At 61.4% G+C, this 20106-nt stretch carries 21 protein-coding genes and 1 pseudogene; 12 read left to right on the top strand and 10 right to left on the bottom strand.

Translation table 11 applies throughout. The annotated features are described in order from the left end of the window. Window positions 1–69: 69 nt before the first annotated feature. Both HB777_03035 and HB777_03030 read left to right on the top strand, forming a co-directional pair. Complete coding sequence (locus HB777_03035) at window positions 70–1314, top strand: MFS transporter (GenBank protein ID QND62993.1); 1245 nt, start codon at window positions 70–72, stop codon at window positions 1312–1314. Window positions 1315–1457: 143 nt separating this feature from the next. Beyond that, window positions 1458–2372 (top strand): alpha/beta hydrolase, encoded by a 915-nt coding sequence (locus HB777_03030; protein ID QND62992.1) that lies wholly within the window; start codon window positions 1458–1460, stop codon window positions 2370–2372. A gap of 81 nt (window positions 2373–2453) precedes the next feature. Here the strand turns inward: HB777_03030 and HB777_03025 are convergent, their stop codons facing one another. Then, entirely contained in the window at window positions 2454–3296 is an 843-nt protein-coding gene (locus HB777_03025) for an alpha/beta hydrolase (GenBank protein ID QND62991.1), read from the bottom strand. 151 nt (window positions 3297–3447) lie between these two features. Here HB777_03025 and HB777_03020 point away from each other — a divergent pair, with 151 nt between their 5' ends. Next, window positions 3448–3876, top strand: coding sequence for a MarR family transcriptional regulator (locus tag HB777_03020; GenBank protein ID QND62990.1), 429 nt, complete (start codon window positions 3448–3450; stop codon window positions 3874–3876). A 115-nt stretch (window positions 3877–3991) separates the two neighbouring features. Here the strand turns inward: HB777_03020 and HB777_03015 are convergent. Next, window positions 3992–5997, bottom strand: a pseudogene (locus HB777_03015) (EAL domain-containing protein). 291 nt (window positions 5998–6288) lie between these two features. On the opposite strand from HB777_03015, the gene HB777_03010 reads away from it, so the two are divergent. The 8 genes from HB777_03010 to HB777_02975 all read left to right on the top strand — a co-directional run bounded on the left by HB777_03010 (window position 6289) and on the right by HB777_02975 (window position 13165). Next, window positions 6289–7323 carry a class I SAM-dependent methyltransferase gene (locus tag HB777_03010; GenBank protein ID QND62989.1) on the top strand — a complete coding sequence of 345 codons (1035 nt, stop codon included), beginning with the start codon at window positions 6289–6291 and terminating at the stop codon, window positions 7321–7323. A gap of 249 nt (window positions 7324–7572) precedes the next feature. After that, entirely contained in the window at window positions 7573–8214 is a 642-nt protein-coding gene (locus HB777_03005) for a 50S ribosomal protein L25/general stress protein Ctc (protein QND62988.1), read from the top strand. Between the two features lie 38 nt (window positions 8215–8252). Next, on the top strand, window positions 8253–8978 hold the full coding sequence (locus HB777_03000; GenBank protein QND68630.1) for an aminoacyl-tRNA hydrolase: 726 nt from the start codon (window positions 8253–8255) through the stop codon (window positions 8976–8978). Between the two features lie 91 nt (window positions 8979–9069). Next, window positions 9070–10173, top strand: coding sequence for a redox-regulated ATPase YchF (gene ychF, locus HB777_02995; protein ID QND62987.1), 1104 nt, complete (start codon window positions 9070–9072; stop codon window positions 10171–10173). A gap of 92 nt (window positions 10174–10265) precedes the next feature. Then, window positions 10266–10928 (top strand): HAD family phosphatase, encoded by a 663-nt coding sequence (locus HB777_02990; GenBank protein QND62986.1) that lies wholly within the window; start codon window positions 10266–10268, stop codon window positions 10926–10928. A gap of 191 nt (window positions 10929–11119) precedes the next feature. Then, window positions 11120–12094, top strand: coding sequence for a magnesium/cobalt transporter CorA (gene corA, locus HB777_02985; protein ID QND62985.1), 975 nt, complete (start codon window positions 11120–11122; stop codon window positions 12092–12094). Window positions 12095–12221: 127 nt separating this feature from the next. Further along, entirely contained in the window at window positions 12222–12698 is a 477-nt protein-coding gene (locus tag HB777_02980) for a MaoC family dehydratase (protein QND62984.1), read from the top strand. Next, a complete protein-coding gene (locus HB777_02975) occupies window positions 12695–13165 on the top strand; it encodes a MaoC family dehydratase (GenBank protein QND62983.1) in 471 nt (156 codons plus the stop codon). The genes HB777_02980 and HB777_02975 overlap by 4 nt, the downstream gene beginning before the upstream one ends. A gap of 13 nt (window positions 13166–13178) precedes the next feature. On the opposite strand, the gene HB777_02970 is transcribed toward HB777_02975, so the two are convergent. The 6 genes from HB777_02970 to petA all read right to left on the bottom strand — a co-directional run bounded on the left by HB777_02970 (window position 13179) and on the right by petA (window position 18657). Next, window positions 13179–13724, bottom strand: coding sequence for an adenine phosphoribosyltransferase (locus tag HB777_02970; protein QND62982.1), 546 nt, complete (start codon window positions 13722–13724; stop codon window positions 13179–13181). Between the two features lie 9 nt (window positions 13725–13733). After that, window positions 13734–14879 (bottom strand): alpha-hydroxy-acid oxidizing protein, encoded by a 1146-nt coding sequence (locus tag HB777_02965; GenBank protein QND62981.1) that lies wholly within the window; start codon window positions 14877–14879, stop codon window positions 13734–13736. Window positions 14880–15054: 175 nt separating this feature from the next. Next, entirely contained in the window at window positions 15055–15750 is a 696-nt protein-coding gene (locus HB777_02960; protein ID QND62980.1) for a phosphatase PAP2 family protein, read from the bottom strand. A 128-nt stretch (window positions 15751–15878) separates the two neighbouring features. Continuing rightward, a complete protein-coding gene (locus tag HB777_02955) occupies window positions 15879–16751 on the bottom strand; it encodes a cytochrome c1 (GenBank protein QND62979.1) in 873 nt (290 codons plus the stop codon). Between the two features lie 27 nt (window positions 16752–16778). Next, the gene (locus tag HB777_02950) at window positions 16779–18080 is read right to left on the bottom strand and encodes a cytochrome b (protein QND62978.1); all 1302 of its coding nucleotides are present in this window, start codon (window positions 18078–18080) and stop codon (window positions 16779–16781) included. 16 nt (window positions 18081–18096) lie between these two features. Then, window positions 18097–18657 (bottom strand): ubiquinol-cytochrome c reductase iron-sulfur subunit, encoded by a 561-nt coding sequence (gene petA, locus HB777_02945; GenBank protein QND62977.1) that lies wholly within the window; start codon window positions 18655–18657, stop codon window positions 18097–18099. A 314-nt stretch (window positions 18658–18971) separates the two neighbouring features. Between petA and HB777_02940 the strand changes: the two genes are divergently transcribed. Further along, complete coding sequence (locus HB777_02940) at window positions 18972–19316, top strand: cupin domain-containing protein (GenBank protein QND62976.1); 345 nt, start codon at window positions 18972–18974, stop codon at window positions 19314–19316. 3 nt (window positions 19317–19319) lie between these two features. Here the strand turns inward: HB777_02940 and HB777_02935 are convergent, their stop codons facing one another. Together HB777_02935 and HB777_02930 are read right to left on the bottom strand one after the other, a co-directional pair. Then, window positions 19320–19631 (bottom strand): hypothetical protein, encoded by a 312-nt coding sequence (locus tag HB777_02935; protein QND62975.1) that lies wholly within the window; start codon window positions 19629–19631, stop codon window positions 19320–19322. A gap of 1 nt (window position 19632) precedes the next feature. Beyond that, the gene (locus HB777_02930; protein ID QND62974.1) at window positions 19633–20106 is read right to left on the bottom strand and encodes a GNAT family N-acetyltransferase; all 474 of its coding nucleotides are present in this window, start codon (window positions 20104–20106) and stop codon (window positions 19633–19635) included.

Below are 20106 nucleotides of genomic sequence, written 5' to 3'. Positions count from 1 at the left end.
GCGGCCTTTAGCAGCGTCCGCCAGTTTGCCCTGCGGGCCTGCCCGCCAAAAAGACCACGGAGCCTTACCTTGACCGATACGACAGCCGCCAGCGTCGCCGCACCGGCGAGCGCCAGTCACGCTTCAGCCCAGGCGACGGCCTTCACCGTCATCCTGGCGGTGAGCTTCTGCCACTGCATCAACGACATCATGCAGTCGCTGCTATCGGCCATCTATCCCTTGCTGAAAGAGAATTACGGCCTCGATTTCTGGCAGATCGGCCTCCTGACCTTCACCTTCCAGGTGACCGCATCCTTGCTACAGCCGCTGATCGGCATGATCACCGACAAGCGGCCGATGCCCTATTCGCTGCCCTACGGCATGGCGTCGTCGCTGATCGGCCTGATCGTGCTGGCCTATGCCGGGCATTACTACCTGCTTCTGATCGGCGCCTCGCTGATCGGCATCGGCTCGGCGATCTTCCACCCGGAATCCTCGCGCATCGCCCGCTTTGCCTCCGGCGGCCGCTTCGGCCTGGCGCAGTCGCTGTTCCAGGTCGGCGGCAATTTCGGCCAGTCGATGGGGCCGCTGCTGGCGGCCTTCATCGTCGTGCCCTTCGGCCAGACCAGCATCTCCTGGTTCGCCGTCGGCTCGCTGATCGGCATCATCGTTTTGTGGCAGGTCGGCGGCTGGTACAGCCGGCTGCGCGCAGCGCAGGGCAACCGCAAGACGGCAAGCTTCGTCTCGCCCTTCCCGCGCCGCAAGGTGATGAATGCATTGATCGTGCTGACCCTGCTGGTGCTGAGCAAGAACGCCTATATCGCCAGCCTCGCCAGCTACTACACCTTCTATTCCATGCATAAGTTCGGCGTTTCGGTGCAGATGTCACAGGTCATGCTGTTCCTGTTCCTCGGCGCCTCGGCGCTCGGCATCCTGCTCGGCGGCCCGTTCGGCGACCGCTACGGACAGAAGGCGATGATCTGGTTCTCCATCGTCGGCGTGCTGCCCTTTACGCTGGCCCTGCCCTACGCCAATCTGGAATGGACGATGGTGCTGACGGTGCTGATCGGCCTGATCCTGTCGTCGGCCTTCTCCAACATTGTCGTCTTCGCGCAGGAGTTGGTGCCGGGACGTGTCGGCATGATCGCCGGCATCTTCTTCGGCTTCGCTTTCGGCATGGGCGGCATCGCCGCTGCCGTGCTGGGCGTCGTCGCCGACATGAAGGGCATCGATTATGTCTTCCAGATCTGCTCGTATCTGCCGCTGCTCGGACTGCTGACCGTGTTCCTGCCGAACATGAAGGAAGCCAGGAAGGCACAGGTCGCTGCCGGCTAGAAATCAGCTCATCTTCCGGATTTGACAAGAGGGCGCGGCATTGCTGCGCCCTCTTTGATTCTTTCACTATACGACGGATGAAAAGCTGCTAGGAGATAGTAATCAACGAAGGCTTGGGGCCTCTGACGTCTCTGGAGAATGATATGCGCAAGATCGTGTTGGCCGTGTTGGGTGTGCTTCTTGTTACCTTGCCGGCTACGGCACGCATCGTTGCTTTTCCACCGGGTTTCAAGACGCAGTCCGTCGAAACCAACGGCACCAAACTCTATGTGCGCGTAGGCGGAAAGGGTCCCGCCGTCGTGCTGCTGCACGGCTTTGCCGATACCGGAGACATGTGGGGCGCGGCGGCGGCCGCACTTGCGAAGGATCATACCGTCGTCGTACCGGATCTGCGCGGCATGGGCCTGTCCGCTCACCCGGAAGCGGGCTACACCAAGAAGAACCAGGGCGTCGACATCGCCGGGGTGATGGACGCGCTTAAGATCGACAAGGCCGACCTGGTTACGCACGACATCGGCAACATGGTCGGCTATGCGCTTGCCGCACAATATCCCAAGCGCATCACCAAATGGGTCATCATCGATGCGCCGCTGCCCGGAATCGGCGACTGGGAGAAGATCAAGCAAAGCCCGCTGCTTTGGCACTTCAACTTCCGCGGCCCGGACATGGAGCGGCTGGTCGCGGGTCGCGAGCGCATCTATCTCGACCGCTTCTACAACGAGCTGTCGGCCAACCCCAAGAAGATCGACGAGGCAACGCGCAGGCACTACGCCAAACTCTATGCCCGCCCGCATGCGATGCATGACGCTTTCGAGCAGTTCAAGGCCTTTGACCAGGACGCGATCGACAACCAGGCGATGCTCGCCGCCGGCGGCAAACTGACCATGCCGGTGCTGGCTGTTGGCGGGGAAAAATCCGCCGGCGCCACGCAGGCCGATATCCTGCGGCTTGTTGCCACCGACGTCACGGGCGGCATCGTGCCCGACTCCGGTCACTGGATCATGGAGGAAAACCCCGACGCCACCGTCAAGCTGATCACTGGTTTTCTCGCCAAATAGACACTGTCCCGCGGACATTTCGATCAAAGCACAAAGCACCCGCCTGACGGCGGGTGCCTCTGTCTATCTGACTGGACGATTCTAGGCCTTGAAGAAGGCCAAGAGGTCGGCATTGATGACATCGGCATGGGTCGTCGCCATGCCATGCGGAAAACCCTTGTAGACCTTGAGCTCGCCCTTCTTGAGCAGCTTGACCGACAGCAGCGCCGAGTCGGCGATCGGAACGATCTGGTCGTCGTCGCCATGCATGACCAGCACCGGCACGTCGATCGCCTTCAAATCCTCGGTGAAGTCGGTTTCCGAGAAGGCCTTGATGCAGTCATAGTGCGCCTTGGTGCCGCCCATCATGCCCTGGCGCCACCAATTGTCGATGACGCCTTCCGACACTGCCGCGCCGGGACGATTGAAGCCATAGAACGGGCCTGCTGGGACATCCCTGTAAAGCTGGGCGCGGTTGGCCGCCACGCCGGAGCGGAAGCCGTCGAAAACTTCGATCGGCAGGCCGCCGGGATTGGCCGCCGTCTTGAGCATGATTGGCGGCACGGCGCCAATCAGCACCGCCTTGGCGACACGACCGCCGGCGCCGTACCGGGCGACATAGCGCGCCACTTCGCCACCGCCGGTCGAATGGCCGACATGGATGGCGTTCTTGAGGTCCAGATGGGCGGCGAGTTCCGCGACATCGGCGGCATAGGTGTCCATCTCGTTGCCGATATCCGTTTGGGTCGAGCGGCCATGACCGCGGCGATCATGGGCAATGACACGGTAGCCCTGTGCCAGGAAGAACAGCATCTGGGCATCCCAGTCGTCGCTGCTCAACGGCCAGCCATGATGGAAGACGATGGGCTGGCCGGTTCCCCAATCCTTGTAGAAAATCTCGGTGCCGTCCTTGGTGGTGATCGTGCTGCTGCCGAGCTTGGTCATCTCAAATCTCCATTTATTGGTTTCGCGACAATCAATATCGCGATAACAATAAACCTAGCGCAGTTCAAAACCTCTGTCCACGAAAAATACATATCGCGATATCATTTTTCGTGGTACACAATCCGTGACTAGTCGGCAAAAGGAATGCGCCGTGCCTCTCCCGTTGGACAATCAACTCTGTTTCACGCTCTACGCCACCAGCATGGCGATCAACCGCACCTACAAGCCGATGCTGGACGAGATGGGCATTACCTATCCGCAGTACCTGGTGCTGAACGCGCTTGGAGAGGCCGATGGCATGTCGGTCGGCACGATCGCCCACAGGCTCGCTCTGGAATCGAGCACCGTCACGCCACTGGTGAAGCGAATGGAGCAGGCCGGGCTGGTGACCCGCCAGCGCAGCCAGACAGACGAGCGCCAGGTGCAGGTCGACCTGACATCGGCCGGGCGCGCGCTGCTTGTCCAGTGCAACTGTCTGAACGAGACCTTGATCGAGCGCTCGGGCATGACGCTGGCCGAGCTTGATGCCTTGAACCGGCAGATCCAGGCGTTACGCGCCGCATTGAGCGGCGACCGGTAAGCCCACAGCCCCTGCGTAGCCGCTTGGACCGGTCATGGGTTGATGGCAATCAGCGTGACTTTTGACCCACAGCGGCCAGATGGCGGCTAAGCCAAACGTCGGAAAGAGGCCGTCATCATGCGGACTTGAGCACGGCAAATGACCGTTTGCGCATGGCCCGCTTTGCCTGGAAACTGGCTGCGGGAGCGGGACGGCCGACATGAAAGCCCTGGACCTTGTCTATGCCGAATTCGCGCATGAGGGTCATCTGTTCGTCGGTCTCCACCCCTTCGACCAGGATTTTGTGGCCGCGATTTCGAACCAGCGTAATAATGTCCTGGAGCATTGCCTTGCCGTTCGGGGCGCTGCAGTCATGCAGAAACGACCGGTCGATCTTCACCGTATCGAAATCGATCAGACGAAGCCACGAAAGGCCAGCGAAGCCCGTCCCGAAATCATCAAGCCATATCTTGATCCCCAGCAGCTTCAGGTCGCTGATGCAGCGAAGGATGTCCGAATGCATCTCCATCTCCAGCCCTTCGGTGATTTCGAAGGCCAGCCTGCTGCCGGCGACGCCGGTCTCGCCCAGAATGGTCGCGACAGAGGTTGCGAAGCCGGGTGTCTTGAGCTGGATTGGAGAGACGTTGACACTGACGACACGGACGTGATCGTCCGCCAGGAGTTCGGCGCACACTGTCCTTATGGCCCAGCGCCCGAGTTCCAGGATCGCGCCGGTCCGTTCCGCGACGGGGATGAACAGGCTTGGCGGAACCGATGTGCCGTCCAGCATTTTGAGGCGCATCAGAGCCTCTACCGCTTCAACCCGGTCCGTTTTGACATCCTGGATAGGTTGATAGACGAGTGAAACGAGATTCTGGCCGATCGCGATCTTCAGCAAAGCCGCAATGTTCTCACTCTCGTCGCTGCTCTGGGGATCGGTTGGATCGAACAGCCGGGCACAGTTTCGACCACCGGCTTTTGCCAGATAGAGCGCGCGATCGGCCTCGTGGATGATCTTCTCCAGCTTGGCGCCGGTCTGCGTCCTGGTGAATGCAGCGCCAACGCTCACTGTCACGATCGAGACACCGTCGCGCCGCAGCTCGTGGGTAAGCGCCAGGTTCTCCACCGTGGCGCAAATGGCTTCCGCTATATCCAGGATCTGCTCTTTTTCTCCATGCGAGCCAGGACAATGAACTCTTCACCGCCGTAGCGGCCGATGGAGCCATTGTATTGCTTGATCATATCGCTAAGGGCATTGGCGACATGGATCAGGCAACGGTCGCCTTCCTGATGGCCGTAGCAGTCGTTGAACTTTTTGAAGAAGTCGACGTCGATGAGGATCGCCCCGAAACTGGTGCCAACCCTTTGCCAGTCACTCCAGTAGTCCCGCAGCTTCTCGTCGATCGCCCGCCGGTTCTCCAGGCCCGTAAGCGGATCGGTCCGCGACAGTCTCAGCAGGGCCTTGCCGCGCTCGGTCGCCTCGTTGTGCTGGATTTTGGCTTCCAGGGCGTTCAGGAAGACGTTGTAGCGCTCCTCATTCAGTTTCCAGTTCACATATGAGGTGAATGTGAAGCAGGAAACGTAGAAAGTTCCGAATACCATTTTGTATGTTAGGGTAGAAGGAACAAAGTAGTTTACTATGTAAAGTATACACAATATTATTGCAGAGGTTACGATAGAAAGTTTGAAATTGAACGTGAAGAAAAGATTGGCGCTCATCATGAATATGGTGCCAAAAACCATATAGTAGGAGACGCTTTCCTTGTCCGCGCCCAGAACCGCTGGGCACAACCAACCGACATAGCCAAAGATGATGGCTCCGGCGCAAGTCACGTCAAGCCATTCCGTTCCAACCCCCCGGCGAAGCTGTGCTTCCAGGATCAAAAGCGCGCTCAAGCCGACCGCGAAGCGCGCCGTGATCGTATAGACGGCCACATCCGGGATCAGCAGCAGATCCGTAGCTGAAAACAAGAGATAGATGGCGACGGCGATCCAGAGCCCCGGCCTGGCTTCCCCTCTTCGCGTCGCCTGGGCTTCCGTACGGTAAAGGGTGCGGAGCTCGTCGGCGCCCAGTTCGTTGCGCGGCTCGTACGGTTCCGCGTCAGCCGTATCAGCCAATGCGGATGACAGGTGCTCGTTCATCACAGACCCCGTTTGAAAGGGATTTTGTATTCTGAACTCATTTCCAGCTTCTGCCCCCACGCGGGCCGGCTCCTTGGGACGCGACGGCGATTGCGACGCCGGGCAAACAAATGCAATCGCGCAAGACAAGTTTCCGTTAACTCGAACCCGGAATCGGGCTCGAAAGCTGTCTAACCAACGAACATGGTTTGCGGGAAATTAATCATAACGCTAAAATGCCGATAGGCTGACATTGGCAAAGGGAGCATTCTACGCAATAAGTTAACCGACTGTTAACTATGGAGTGATGGCGTGCAGACCGTTCTTGATGGCAAAAGCTTGATTACTGCCGAGATGCTGGCCGGCAGCCTCCCTCGAGGAAAGCTCGAGCATCATGGCGAAGCGTTCGAAACCGCGCGCGCGGAACTGGCGCTCATCCTCCAAGCGACACACCAGCAGGTCGAGCAAAGCAAGGATCCCGCCGAGATTGTTCGTCGCCTGCTGTCTTACCTCAACGCGCTGCGTTCCAAGGTTCATCCAGACGTTTGGCATGCCTTGATACCGGTGGCGCAGAACCACCCGATCCTGAAGTATTTTCTCGAGGACCCGCTGACACACTGGTCCTTCACCAAGCCCAGGGGCTATTCCGGCGACGCGCAGTTGCTCGACTACATCTATTGCGATCCGCACGTGGCAGAGAGCGTGGCGAACGCCTCGGAGATCGGCAAGGCCCTCTACAGCCATACCCAGAATGTTCCGTCATGCGTCGCGGCGCGGGAACGGCGCGATCTCCTGACCCGATATGTCGATGAGATTGCAGCCAAGAACGGACCGCAAACCGAGGTCCTCGCGATTGCGGCCGGCCACTTGCGGGAGGCCAATCGATCAGTCGCCCTGGCGGAGGGCCGTCTCAAGCGTTGGGTTGCGCTCGACCAGGATCCCCAGAGCGTTGGGCTGATCGCGCGCGACTTCCAGGGCACCGTGGTCGAAGCCATCGACGGCTCGGTGCGAACCGTGCTCACGAGGAGCCACAAACTGGGCAAGTTCGACTTCATCTACGCCTCCGGCCTCTACGACTACCTCGCCCACAACGTCGCCGTGAAACTGACGAAAACCTGCCTGCAGATGTTGAAGCCGAATGGGACATTCCTGTTCGCGAACTACGCCGAGGGCACCCCTGACGCCGGCTACAGGGAGACGTTCATGGACTGGGTGTTGCTGCTGCGGTCCGAGGTCGACATGTGGAACATCGTCAATGCCAGCGTCGACCGCAACGCCGTCGAGGCGCAGGTGTTCTTTGGCGAGAACCACAACGTGCTCTATGCCGTCATCGAAAAGCGCGGATAGCACCCGCCTGGGCCGCGCGCCGGCGGACATGCCTTTGGCTTGCACCTCCGGCCGCCTTCCGCTATAGAGCCGCCACCCGCGTAGACACCCTTGGAGGCAACGCGGCGGAAGGCCGCCTTCCCGCATGATCCCGAAAAGTGGATTCCGGTTTTCGGACCAGATCATGCATGGGTATGTCGGCTTTCGACGTTTACGGTCCAGGCACTCTGCCAACCGTGAGCGCTCCAGAACAAACCGAAAGGAAATGCCATGAGCCACGACACTTACGAGCTCAAGGCCGAAGCACGCGAACAGGTCGGTAAGGGGTCCGCCCGTGCAGTTCGCCGCAACGGTAAAGTGCCTGCAGTAATCTATGGTGACAAGCAGCCTCCCCTGGCTATCGCGCTCACCTACAAGGACATCTACTACAAGATCCATGGCGGCGGGTTCCTGACCACGATCGCCACGATCGATGTCGACGGCAAGAAGATCCAGGTCCTGCCGAAGGACTTCCAGCTCGACCCGGTCAAGGATTTCCCTGTCCATGTCGACTTCCTGCGTATCGGCAAGGACACCCAGGTCAACGTCAACGTGCCTGTCCACTTCATCAATGAAGACAAGTCGCCCGGCATCAAGCGCGGCGGCGTGCTCAACATCGTGCGTCACGAAGTCGAGTTCCACTGCCCGGCCAATGCGATCCCGGAGTTCATCACCGTCGATCTCACCGGCGCCAACATTGGCGACTCGATCCACATCTCGGCGGTTACACTGCCGGCCGGTGTGAAGCCTGTGATCTCCGACCGCGACTTCACCATCGCGACCATTGCCGGTTCGTCGGCGATGAAGCCGGAGACGGAAGAGACGGCTGAAGCGGCTGCACCTGAAGCGGCTCCTGCCGCCGAAGAGAAGTAACTCTTTCCCGCCCGGAGCAGACGATGCCAGAGAAGACAGTGCTTGTCTTTGCAGGCCTCGGCAATCCGGGCGCGAAATATGCCAACAACAGGCACAATGTCGGTTTCATGGCGGCGGACGCAATTGCCCGCCGCCATTCCTTTTCGCCCTGGTCGAAGAAATTCCAGGGCCTGATTTCTGAAGGCACGCTCGGCGGCGAAAAGATCGTCCTGATCAAGCCGCAGACCTTCATGAACCTGTCCGGCCAGTCGGTCGGCGAAGCGCTGCGCTTCTACAAGCTCGAGCTTTCCGCACTCACCGTCTTCTATGACGAGATCGACCTTGCCGAAGGCAAGCTGCGCATCAAGACCGGCGGCGGCGCCGGCGGCCACAACGGCATCCGCTCGATCGACGGCCATGTCGGCAATGCCTATCGCCGCGTGCGCATCGGCGTCGGCCATCCCGGCGTCAAGGAAATGGTCCAGCATCATGTGCTCGGCGATTTCGACAAGGCCGACCGCGAATGGCTCGAACCGCTGCTCGACGCGATCGCCGACAACGCCGCCATGATCGCCAAGGGCGACGAATCCGGTTTCATGAACAAGGCCAGCCTCGCCGTTCAGGGCAAGGCCGGCGCGGAACCGGAAAAGCCGGCGCCAAAGCAGCAAGGCTCAAAGCAGCAGAGCCACATCCGCCAGGCCCGCCCGCAACAGGTGCCCGCCAAGCTGCCGGAATCCGGCCCGATGGCCGCCATGCTGAAGAAGCTGTTCGGCGGCAAGGACTAAGCGGGATCGGCGCCGCAGGGCTTGACGTTGATCACCCCTATCGCCCATAGCCCTGATCAAATTTCGATTTTCCCGATAGGACCGGACAAAAATGGGTTTCAAATGCGGCATCGTTGGCTTGCCCAACGTCGGCAAGTCGACGCTTTTCAACGCGTTGACCAGGACGGCTGCGGCGCAGGCCGCCAACTATCCGTTCTGCACCATCGAACCGAACACCGGCGAGGTCGCGGTGCCCGATCCGCGCCTGCAGAAGATCGCGGCGATCGGCAAGTCGAAGGAGATCATCCCGACCCGCATCTCCTTCGTCGACATTGCCGGCCTGGTGCGCGGCGCCTCGAAGGGCGAAGGGCTGGGCAACCAGTTCCTTGCCAACATCCGCGAGGTCGACGCCATCGTGCATGTGCTGCGTTGCTTCGAGGATGACGACATCACCCATGTCGAGGGCCGCATCGACCCTGTTGCCGACGCCGAGACGGTCGAAACCGAGCTGATGCTCGCCGACCTCGACAGCATCGAGCGCCGCATCGTGCAATTCCGCAAGCGCGCCGGCAGCAAGGACAAGGAAGCGACGTCAGTGCTGCCGATGATGGAGGCAGCGCTCGAGCTGCTGCAAGCCGGCAAGCCGACCCGCGTCCTGCTCAAGGGCATCTCGGCGGAAGACCTGCGCATCCTGCAGGGGCTCAACCTTTTGACCTCGCACCCGGTCCTCTACGTCTGCAACGTCGCCGAAGCCGACGCCGCCACCGGCAACGAGCACACCGAAGCCGTGGAGAAGATGGCTGCGGCGCAAGGCGCCAGCACCGTCGTCATCTCGGCCGCGATCGAGGCCGAAGTCGCCCAGCTCTCCGATGAGGAAGAGATGGAATTCCTGTCCTCGCTCGGCCTCGACGAGCCCGGTCTGAACAAGGTGATCCGCGCCGGCTACGAGCTGTTGCACCTCATCACCTATTTCACCGTCGGGCCGAAGGAGACGCGTGCCTGGACCATCCATAAGGGCGACAAGGCCCCCCAGGCCGCCGGCGTCATCCACACCGATTTCGAGCGCGGCTTCATCCGCGCCCAGACCATCGCCTACAACGACTTCGTCACACTGGGCGGCGAAGTGGCGGCCAAGGAAGCCGGTAAGGCGCGCGACGAAGGCAAGGAATATGTCGTCCAGGACGGCGACATCCTGCTGTTCAAGTTCAACACCTGACGTGACGAAGATCACGCCGCCCATGGCGGCGTGATCAGCGATCTTTCCGGGCGGCCGAAAAACAGGCTATTGCCCAACCAAAAGTGTCGCCTATGAAGCTGATAATCTTTGATTGTGACGGCGTCCTTGTGAACAGCGAGGAGATATATCAGGCAGCCGAGCTTGAATATCTGACGGCGGCGGGCATCACGTTCGAACCGAGTGCCTATACACAAGCCTTCATGGGATTGTCTCCCGCTCTGTGGCGGGCGAAGCTCGAAGCAATCGGCCAGGAGCGAGCCAAGCCGCTCTCTCCGCGCTTTTTTGATCAGCTTGCCGGCTACACCAACGAACGCTTGCGGAAGGACCTGGCGGCCTTACCCGACGCACGGAATGTGATTAGCCGGCTCCCGGCACCGAAATGTGTTGCGTCAAGCACGCCGCTCGCCCGATTGCGTTGGAAACTCGAACACACAGGCCTTGTCGACCTTTTCAATCCTCATATTTTTTCATCGGACATGGTCGTCAATGGAAAGCCGGAACCAGACCTGTTCTTGCACGCGGCGGCTACGATGGGTGCTCTTCCAGGAGAGTGCATCGTGATCGAGGACAGCGTGAACGGCGTCCTGGCGGGCAAGGCAGCGGGTATGCGCGTGATCGGATTTATCGCTGGCAATCATTGCACCGGCCCTCATGGCGATGGTCTGTTGCGACATGGCGCGGATGCTCTGGTCGGCGCATACCAGGACTTGGAGGTCACTCTCGCCAGTCTCTAGATTCGATCCATTGACGCGGCTTCCAAGCCGCTAGCGCTGTCCCCCGGCCGATCCGGGCTTGTCTTGATTTTGTCATGCCACGGGTCTAAGCGGCGGATGCACGGGCGGCGCATTCGCCGCACACCCCATGCAATCCGACACGACGCGTCAATCTGGACGCACCCTTTGGCCCCAACAAGGGATATCAGGCGATGATCAAAGCCTTCGTCGTGGACAATGACCGCCTGCGCGCCGTCGATGATCTCCTCGCAAACAGCGAGACCATCGTCTGGGCCGACCTGCTCAACCCGACAAAGGACGAGGAAGCGACGATCGAAAGCTGGCTCGGCGTTGCCATTCCGACGCGCGAGGAGATGGAGGAGATCGAGATTTCGAGCCGCCTCTATGTCGAGGACGGCGCCTATTTCATGACCGCCACCCTGCCCGCCCAGACCGAGGTCGACGATCCCCTGATGTCGCCGGTCACCTTCGTGCTCGCCGGCACCAGGCTGATCACCGTGCGCTATCACGAGCCGAAGGCGTTCAAGACCTTTCCGCAGCGCGCCGAGAAGGTGGCGACCGGCTGCACCAGCGGCGACACCATCCTGATCGGTCTGCTGGAGGCGATCGTCGACCGTCTTGCCGATATCCTTGAACGCGCCGGCCGCGACATCGAGGCGATCTCGCGCGATATCTTCGAGGCGAGATCGACCAAGGTTTCCAAGCGCAATCGCGACTTCCAGGAACTCCTGAAGGCCATCGGCCGCAAGGAGGACATCGCCTCCTCGATCCGTGACAGCCTGATCTCGCTGCAGCGCCTGGCAGGCTTCTTCGCCCATGCCTCGACCCGTACCAAGATGAGCAAGGACACCAAGGCGCGCATCAAGACGCTGTCGCGCGACGTGCTGTCGCTCGCCGACCACGCCACCTTCCTGTCGCAGAAGATTTCCTTCCTGCTCGACGCCACGCTTGGCATGATCTCGATCGAGCAGAACGCCATCATCAAGATCTTCTCGGTCGCCGCCGTCATCTTCCTGCCGCCGACACTGGTCGCCTCGATCTACGGCATGAATTTCGACGTCATCCCCGAGCTCAAATGGGAGCTGGGCTATCCCTTCGCCATCGCCATGATGGTGCTGTCGGCGATCCTGCCCTTCTGGTATTTCCGCCGCCGCGGCTGGCTCTGATCCGCCCGCCAGAGGCCATGCAGCCACGACGTGGCGCTATAGAAATCTCTTGACCAAATGCGCTGCGGCCTGCATCCGGAAACCCTGATCCACAGGGATCGCAGGTTCGTGAGCCGGATTTCAGACCATGACTGCAAAGATAAAAACATGGGCCTATGAGGATTTCGTCGAGGGCGCATCGATCGACCTCGGCTCGAAGAAGGTGAGCGCCGCTGAGATCGTCGAATTCGCGGGAGAATTCGACCCGCAGCCGATGCATCTCGACGAGGAAGCCGGCAAGGCCAGCATCCTCGGCGGGCTAGCGGCGTCGGGCTGGCACACCTGCGCCATGTTCATGCGCATGCTGTGCGATGCCTTCCTGCTGGATTCGACCTGCCAGGGCGCGCCCGGCGTCGATCAGGTCAAATGGAAGAAGCCGGTCCTGGCCGGCGACCAACTCACCGGTACCCTGGTGGTTGTTGCCAAGCGCCTGTCGAAATCGAAGCCGCAACTCGGCTTCGTCACCATGCGCAGCGAGTTGTTCAACCAGCGCGGCGAAAGCGTCTTCGAACTTGAGAATTCGGTCATGTTCCTCACGCGCGATGCCGCGGGGTATCAGGCATGACACTGGACGAGTTCTTCCGCATCGGTACCACGGTGGCGCTCGGCTCGCACACATTCGAGCCCGAGGCGATCAAAACCTTCGCCCGCAAATACGACCCGCAAATCTTCCATATCGACGAGGAGGCCGCGAAGAAAAGCGTGCTCGGCGGCCTCTGCGCCTCCGGCTGGCATACCGCCGCCACCTGGATGAAACTCAATCTCGAAAATAGCATGGATGCCGAAGGCACCGCGTGGAACGGTCCCGGCCCGGTGCCGGAGTTCGGCCCCTCGCCCGGCTTTAAGAATCTCAAATGGCTGAAGCCGGTCTATGCCGGGCAAACCATCACCTTCGCGCGCACGGCATTGTCCCACCGCCCGATCGCCTCACGTCCCGGCTGGCGGCTGCTGGCGCTGCGCGCCGATGCTTTCGATTCGACCGGCGACAAGGTGCTCGAGTTCGAGAGCGCCGTGCTGGTGAAGACGGAGTAGCGCCGGCGCTTCTTCAATGTCCTTCGAACCCGATCAACGTCCGCACCGGCACGCCGAGCGCCTCCAGCTTGGCGCGGCCGCCGAGGTCCGGCAGGTCGATGACGAAGCAGGCGGCGAGGATATCGGCGCCGATCTGGCGCAGCAGCTTGACCGCGGCTTCCGCGGTGCCGCCGGTGGCGATCAGATCGTCGACCAGGATCACCTTCTCGCCCGGAGCAACGCCGTCCTTGTGCATCTCCATCTCGTCCAGCCCATATTCTAGGCTGTAGGCGACGCGCACTGTTTCGAAAGGCAGCTTGCCTTTCTTGCGGATCGGCACGAAACCGGCCGAGAGCTGATGCGCGACGGCACCGCCAAGGATGAAGCCGCGCGCCTCGATGCCGGCGATCTTGTCGATCTTCTGGCCGGCATAGGGATGCACGAGCTCGTCGATGGCGCGGCGGAAGGCGCGCGCATTGCCGAGCAGCGTGGTGATGTCGCGAAACAGGATGCCGGGTTTGGGATAATCCGGAATGGTGCGGATCGCGGCAAGCAGCGTGTCTTCGAGAGAGGATTTCATCGGTCGAGATTACCTGAAACGGAGGTTGTTGCGCGACAATTGTTCGATCGAACTGCAGCCCATCAGCTTCATGCCGCGTTCGATCTCGACCCGCATCTGCTCAAGCGCCCGTTCGACGCCGGGCTGGCCGGCCGCCGCGAGCGGGAACAAATAGTAGCGGCCGACGCCGACGGCCTTGGCGCCGAGCGACAGCGCCTTCAGCACATGCGTGCCGCGCTGCACGCCGCCATCCATGATGACGTCTATTCTGTCACCGACCGCATCGACGATCTCGGCAAGCTGGTCGAACGCCGCCCGCGAGCCGTCCAGCTGCCGGCCGCCATGGTTCGACAGCACAATGCCGCTGCAGCCGATGTCGACGGCGCGTCTGGCATCCTCCACCGACATGACGCCCTTGAGGCAGAACGGACCCGACCAAAGCTTGACCATCTCGGCGACGTCGTCCCATGTCATCGATGGGTCGAGCATCTCGGTGAAGTAGCGGCTGATCGACATCGTGCCACCGCCCATGTCGACATGCTCGTCGAGCTGCGGCAGCTTGAACCCCTCATGGGTGAAATAGTTGATCGCCCAGGCCGGCTTGAGCGCGAACTGCGCCATTCCGGCGAGGTTGAGCTTGAAGGGAATGGCAAAGCCGGTGCGTTTGTCTCGCTCGCGGTTTCCCCCGGTGATGCTGTCGACGGTCAGCATCATCACCTCGACGCCAACCGCCTTTGCCCGCTGCATCATCGCCCGGTTCAGGCCGCGATCCCGGTGGAAATAGAATTGGTAGACCTGCGGGCTGCTGCTGATGCTGCGCGCCTCCTCGAGGCTGACGGTGCCAAGCGAGGAGACGCCGAACATGGTGCCGTATTTGGCGGCGGCCTTGGCGACCGCGCGCTCGCCCTGATGATGGAACAGGCGCTGCAAGGCGGTCGGCGAGCAATAGAACGGCATCGCCAGCTTCTGGCCCATGACCGTCACCGACATGTCGACCGCGCTCACTCCGCGCAGCACGTTGGGAACAAGGTCGCAGGTCTCGAAGCTTTCGGTGTTGCGGCGATAGGTGACCTCGTCGTCGGCCGCGCCATCGATGTAGTTGAAGATCGGCCCCGGCAGCCGCTGCTGCGCCATGCGGCGGAAATCGGAAAAATTGTGACAGTCGCTGAGCCGCATCATCGAATTCCAAGGCCATGGCGGGACAGGTTCCTCGCCGCTGTTCGATGCGTCGAATATCAAGCTGATGCCGCTATGCCAACGGACTAATTGCTGAACTTCCGCTCAAGCACGGGCCTAAACGAGAAAGGAGCGCCTGAGGCGCCCCTCTCTCGTCTAATCCGACTGACGAAGATTACATGCCGAGATCGGAACGAAGCTCGGCCCTGGCCACTTCATATTCGGCCTTGAAATCGTCCCGGTTGAGCAGGACCGCGGCAATGACGCTGCCGGAAATCTTGCCCATCTCGACATCGGACGCATAGTGGATACCGCCAACCTCACGATTGTGGGCGTATTCAGCCGCACGCGCCATGATCTCGGCGCGCTTTTCCGGGACCATGTCGGACAGGATGATGCCCATCATGGTGCCGACGGTGGCGTGGCCCGACGGCCAGGAACCGGAGCTCGACAGCTTGACCGCCGGCTTGACGAGGTCGCTGAGCTGATGCGGACGCGGGCGCTTCCAGACATCCTTGGCCGGATCGACGACGGCGCCTTCGGTGGCCACCACGCGATCGAAGAAGGCACTGAATTTCGGCAGCGTCTCTTTGTTGAATTTCGGCCCCATGACGTTGGCGAAGCGCCAGACATTCTCCTCGGCGTCGGCGACGGCGCTGGCTACCATCTCCGGCGTGCGCGTTACCTGCAGCGCCAGCACCTCGCCGAGTTCGGCCTTGGTCTGCGCCGAATCATTTGCCGGCGGCGGCGGCAGGATCATCGTCAGGTCGACATCCTTGTTGGTGACGAAGGGCTGGGCGTCCTCCGCTTGCGCGGCCGAGCCGACGATGAGCAGCAGCAAGCCTGCCGCGAGCGATGCATATCTTTTCATGGGGGCGATCCTTTGATGAGAGCAGCACAGGATCGCCGGATGCGGTGACGGCCATGTGACACGACCGGCCTCTGGAAATGCAAAAGGGCGCCTCTCGGCGCCCTTTTTTGATCACTTGGCTGTGTGGCTCAATGCGCCACGCCTTCCCACACCTTGCGCTTGGTAAGATAGACCAGCGCGCCGAACAAAAGCAGGAACACCAGCACGCGAAAACCCGTCTTCTTGCGGTCTTCCATATGCGGCTCGGCCGCCCACGCCAGGAAGGCGGAGACGTCGCGGGAATACTGGTCGACCGTCTGCGGCGCGCCGTCATCATAGGTCACCTGGCCGTCGGACAGCGGCTTCGGCATCTTCAGCGACACGCCCGACATGAAGTACGGGTTGTAGTGGGTGCCTTCCGGGATGACCATGCCGGCAGGCGGCGTCTGGTCGTAACCGGTCAGCAGCGAGTGGATGTAATCGGGGCCGCCCGCGTCATACTGGGTGAAGATGTCGAAGACAAATTGCGGAAAGCCACGCTCGACGCCGCGTGCCTTGGCCAGCAGCGACATGTCGGGCGGAGCAGCACCCCCATTGGAGGCAGCGGCGGCGGCTTCGTTGGCGAATGGCGCCGGGAAATAGTCGGATGGCTTGCCGGGACGGTCGAACATGTCGCCGGCATCGTTGGGGCCGTCATGGATCGTGTACTCGGCCGACAGCGTCTTGATCTGCGCATCGGAATAGCCGAGGTCCGACAGCGTGCGGAACGCCACCAGGTTCATCGAATGGCAAGCCGAGCAGACTTCCTTGTAGACTTTCAGGCCGCGCTGCAGCTGCGCCTTGTCATAGGTGCCGAAAGGGCCGGTGAAGCTCCAGCTCATTTCCTTCGGCTCGTCGATCGGGAAATGCGTCGGCGCGGCCGCATTGTGTGCCTCTTCGGCGGCGATCGCCCCAGTGCCTGCTGCCCCAATGCCGGCGGCCACAAGGCCGACCAGCGCCAGCGAGGTGAGAATCTTTTTCATGCCAAATCCCCTTAGATTCTCTACCGCTCAGCCCTTGGTCTCTGGCGCGGCCGTGGCGCCTGTCGGATGACCGCCGCCGCCCTTGTTCTTCTCGAGCACCGCCTCGGTGATCGAGTTCGGCAGCCTGCGCGGCGTCTCGATCAGGCCGAGCACCGGAAGGGCGATCAGGAAGAAGGCGAAGTAGACCAGCGTCGCCATCTGCGCCATGAACACATAGCTGCCTTCGGCCGGCTGCGAGCCCAGCCAGCCAAGCAGGATGGCATCGGCCACGAACAGCCAGAAGAACAGCTTGTACCAGGGCCGATAAACCGCCGAGCGCACCTTCGAGGTGTCGAGCCACGGCACCAGGAACAGCATGACGATGGCGCCGAACATGCACAGCACGCCGCCGAGCTTGGAGTTGATCGGCCCGACATTGAAGGTGATGGCGCGCAGGATCGCGTAGAACGGCAGGAAGTACCATTCGGGCACGATATGAGCCGGCGTCTTCAGCGGGTTGGCGACGATGTAGTTGTCTGGGTGACCGAGATAGTTCGGCAGGTAGAAGACGAAATAGGCGAAGAAGAACAGGAACACGATCATGCCGAACGCGTCCTTGATGGTCGCGTAGGGGGTGAAGGCGACGGTGTCGGTCTTCGATTTGATCTCGATGCCGGTCGGGTTCGACTGACCGACGACATGCAGCGCCCAGATGTGCAGCACGACGACGCCAGCAATCATGAACGGCAGCAGGTAGTGCAGGGCAAAGAAGCGGTTCAGCGTCGGATTGTCGACGGCAAAGCCGCCGAGCAGCAGCTGCTGGATCCAGTCGCCGACCAGCGGAATGGCGCTGAAGAAGCCGGTGATGACGGTGGCGCCCCAGAAGCTCATCTGCCCCCATGGCAGCACGTAGCCCATGAAGCCGGTCGCCATCATCAAGAGGTAGATGATGCAGCCGAGGATCCACAGCAGTTCGCGCGGCGCCTTGTAGGAGCCGTAATAGAGACCGCGGAAGATGTGGATGTAGACCGCGACGAAGAAGAACGAGGCGCCGTTCGAGTGCATGTAGCGCAGCAGCCAGCCCGAATTCACGTCGCGCATGATCTTCTCGACCGAGCCGAAGGCGAGATTGGTGTCGGCCGTGTAGTGCATGGCCAGCACGATGCCGGTCAGGATCTGCGCCACCAGCATGATCGACAGGATGCCGCCGAAGGTCCACGCGTAATTGAGGTTGCGCGGCACCGGATAGGCGACGAAGCTGTCATAGATCAGCCGCGGCAGCGGCATGCGGGCGTCGAACCAGCGCTCGATACCGGTCTTGGGCGTATAGGTCGAGTGTCCCTCGCTCATCGAAATATCCCCTGCCTCAACCGATAAGGATCTTGGTATCGGAAATGAACTTGAATACCGGAACCGCCATGTTCTCGGGCGCCGGGCCTTTGCGGATGCGGCCGGCGGTATCGTATTGCGAACCGTGGCACGGGCAGAACCAGCCGCCGAAATCGCCTTCCTGACCGAGCGGAATGCAACCCAGATGCGTGCAGACCTGAACCATCACCATCCAGGCTTCCTTGCCGGGCGTGGTGCGGTTGGCATCGGTCGCCGGTGCGTCGGCCGGCAGATTGGCGTTGCGCGCGATCGGATCCTTGAGATCGGCCAGCTTGACCGCCTCGCCGTCCTTCATTTCCTGTTCGGTGCGGTTGCGCACCACGACCGGCTTGCCGCGCCACTTGACGATCAGCGACATGCCCGGCGTCAGCGAGGCGACGTCGACCTCGACCGAGGCGAGCGCCAGCGTCGAGGCATCGGGGCGCATCTGGTCGATGAACGGCCACGCGAAGGCACCCGCGCCGACCACTGCGGCCATGCCGGTGGCGACGTAGAGAAAATCACGACGGTTGGGATCCTGGGTGTCGGTTGCGCTCACGGGTGCCTGATCCTTTCGCCTCTTCCGTGCCGGTGGCTGAGCCTTGTTCCCCGCTCAATTACGCCAACCCGACAGCGCATGGCGAACAGGCTTGCGAATTCCTCCGGCATTTGGACTTCGGTTTATGCGTGAAGCCCGTTTTTGTCCAGACGGGTGAAGGCACAAGGGCAGATTGTCGCGGGGACAAAATCCGCCGCCGGTCAACACGACGCCGGATAGCCGCCAAACATCGCTAAACAACCGGGAAATAACCGCGAATCCGACGCCCTTGTTCGCCTCGACACAAGGCGTCGGCCGGGTCTATCCTTGCCATCATGGCACATGTCATAGACCGCGACATCTGGGCTGTTCGCTCCGACGGCTGGAAGGGCGAGCTGCAATGCGGCGCCTACAGCTCCAACTCCTGCCTGATCTTCAACTACCTGCCCGATGTCGGCGGCGGTCCCCGGCTGCACACGCATCCCTACGCGGAGATTTTCATCATTCGCCAGGGCACCGGCCTGTTCACGGTCGGCGACAAGGAGATCGAGGCCTCCGCCGGCCAGATCCTGATCGTGCCACCCAACACGCCGCACAAATTCACCAATCTCGGCCCTGGTCCGCTGGAAACGACCGACATTCACGAAAACGGTAGTTTCATCACCGAATGGCTGGAGTGACCCCTATTTCGCGCCGAGCCTGGCCAGCACCGCCTTTGGGATGTTGTACTCGCGAATGACGGCGTCATGCTTGCGCAAGCCGCACAGCTCGCGCTGGATGAAATAGCCATGCACAGCCTCGGCGGCGTCCTTGAGCAGCCGGGGGCGCTGTTGTTCGTCGGCATTGTCGCGCAGCCTGGCCAGCGTTTCCTCGACCCGCTGGCCGGCGCGGCCAAGTGCGGCCGCCTTCTCCGCCAGGATTTCATGGCCGAGCGCGTCGAAGGCGGCTTCGGCGGCAGAGGCGCCGGCAAGATGAGATGGCGGACGCAAGGACATTTCAGCCCCCTTTCCCGAAAATCATGCGGTGTGTGACGAAATCTTCGCCTTCCACGCGCTGAAAGCCAAGCCGTTCATAGAAACCGAAGGCTTCCTGCGGCGCGCGGGTGTTCAGCACGGCGAAATGGTGACGTGCCCTGTCGATAACGGTCTCGACCAGCATCCGGCCAAGGCCGGTGCGACGGTGGCGCGCACTGACGAACAGGTGCCGGACCCGGCCGTGATCCCTGCCCTCGAAATAAGGATCGATGTTCAGCCCGCACACGCCGGCGAGTTCCCTTCCATGCCAGGCCGCATAGAGCGCCTCGCCGCGCTTCAGGAATTTGTTGCGGCCGCTTGCCCAGCCATCCGCCAGGCGCACCAGCATCCAGTAGCCTTCCAGCCGGCTCTCTTCCTTCAGCGTGTCGAAAGCCGGCATGGTTGGTCGGAGCCGCTTGAGCACGACCTCTGGGCTGACCTCTGGCGCCCCACCCAT

Origin of the sequence: Mesorhizobium loti (genome assembly GCA_014189435.1) — a bacterium.
GTDB classification, from domain to species: domain Bacteria; phylum Pseudomonadota; class Alphaproteobacteria; order Rhizobiales; family Rhizobiaceae; genus Mesorhizobium; species Mesorhizobium loti_G.
The sequence above is the reverse complement of the archived record's forward strand: the minus strand, read 5'-3'. Positions and strand labels throughout refer to the sequence as shown.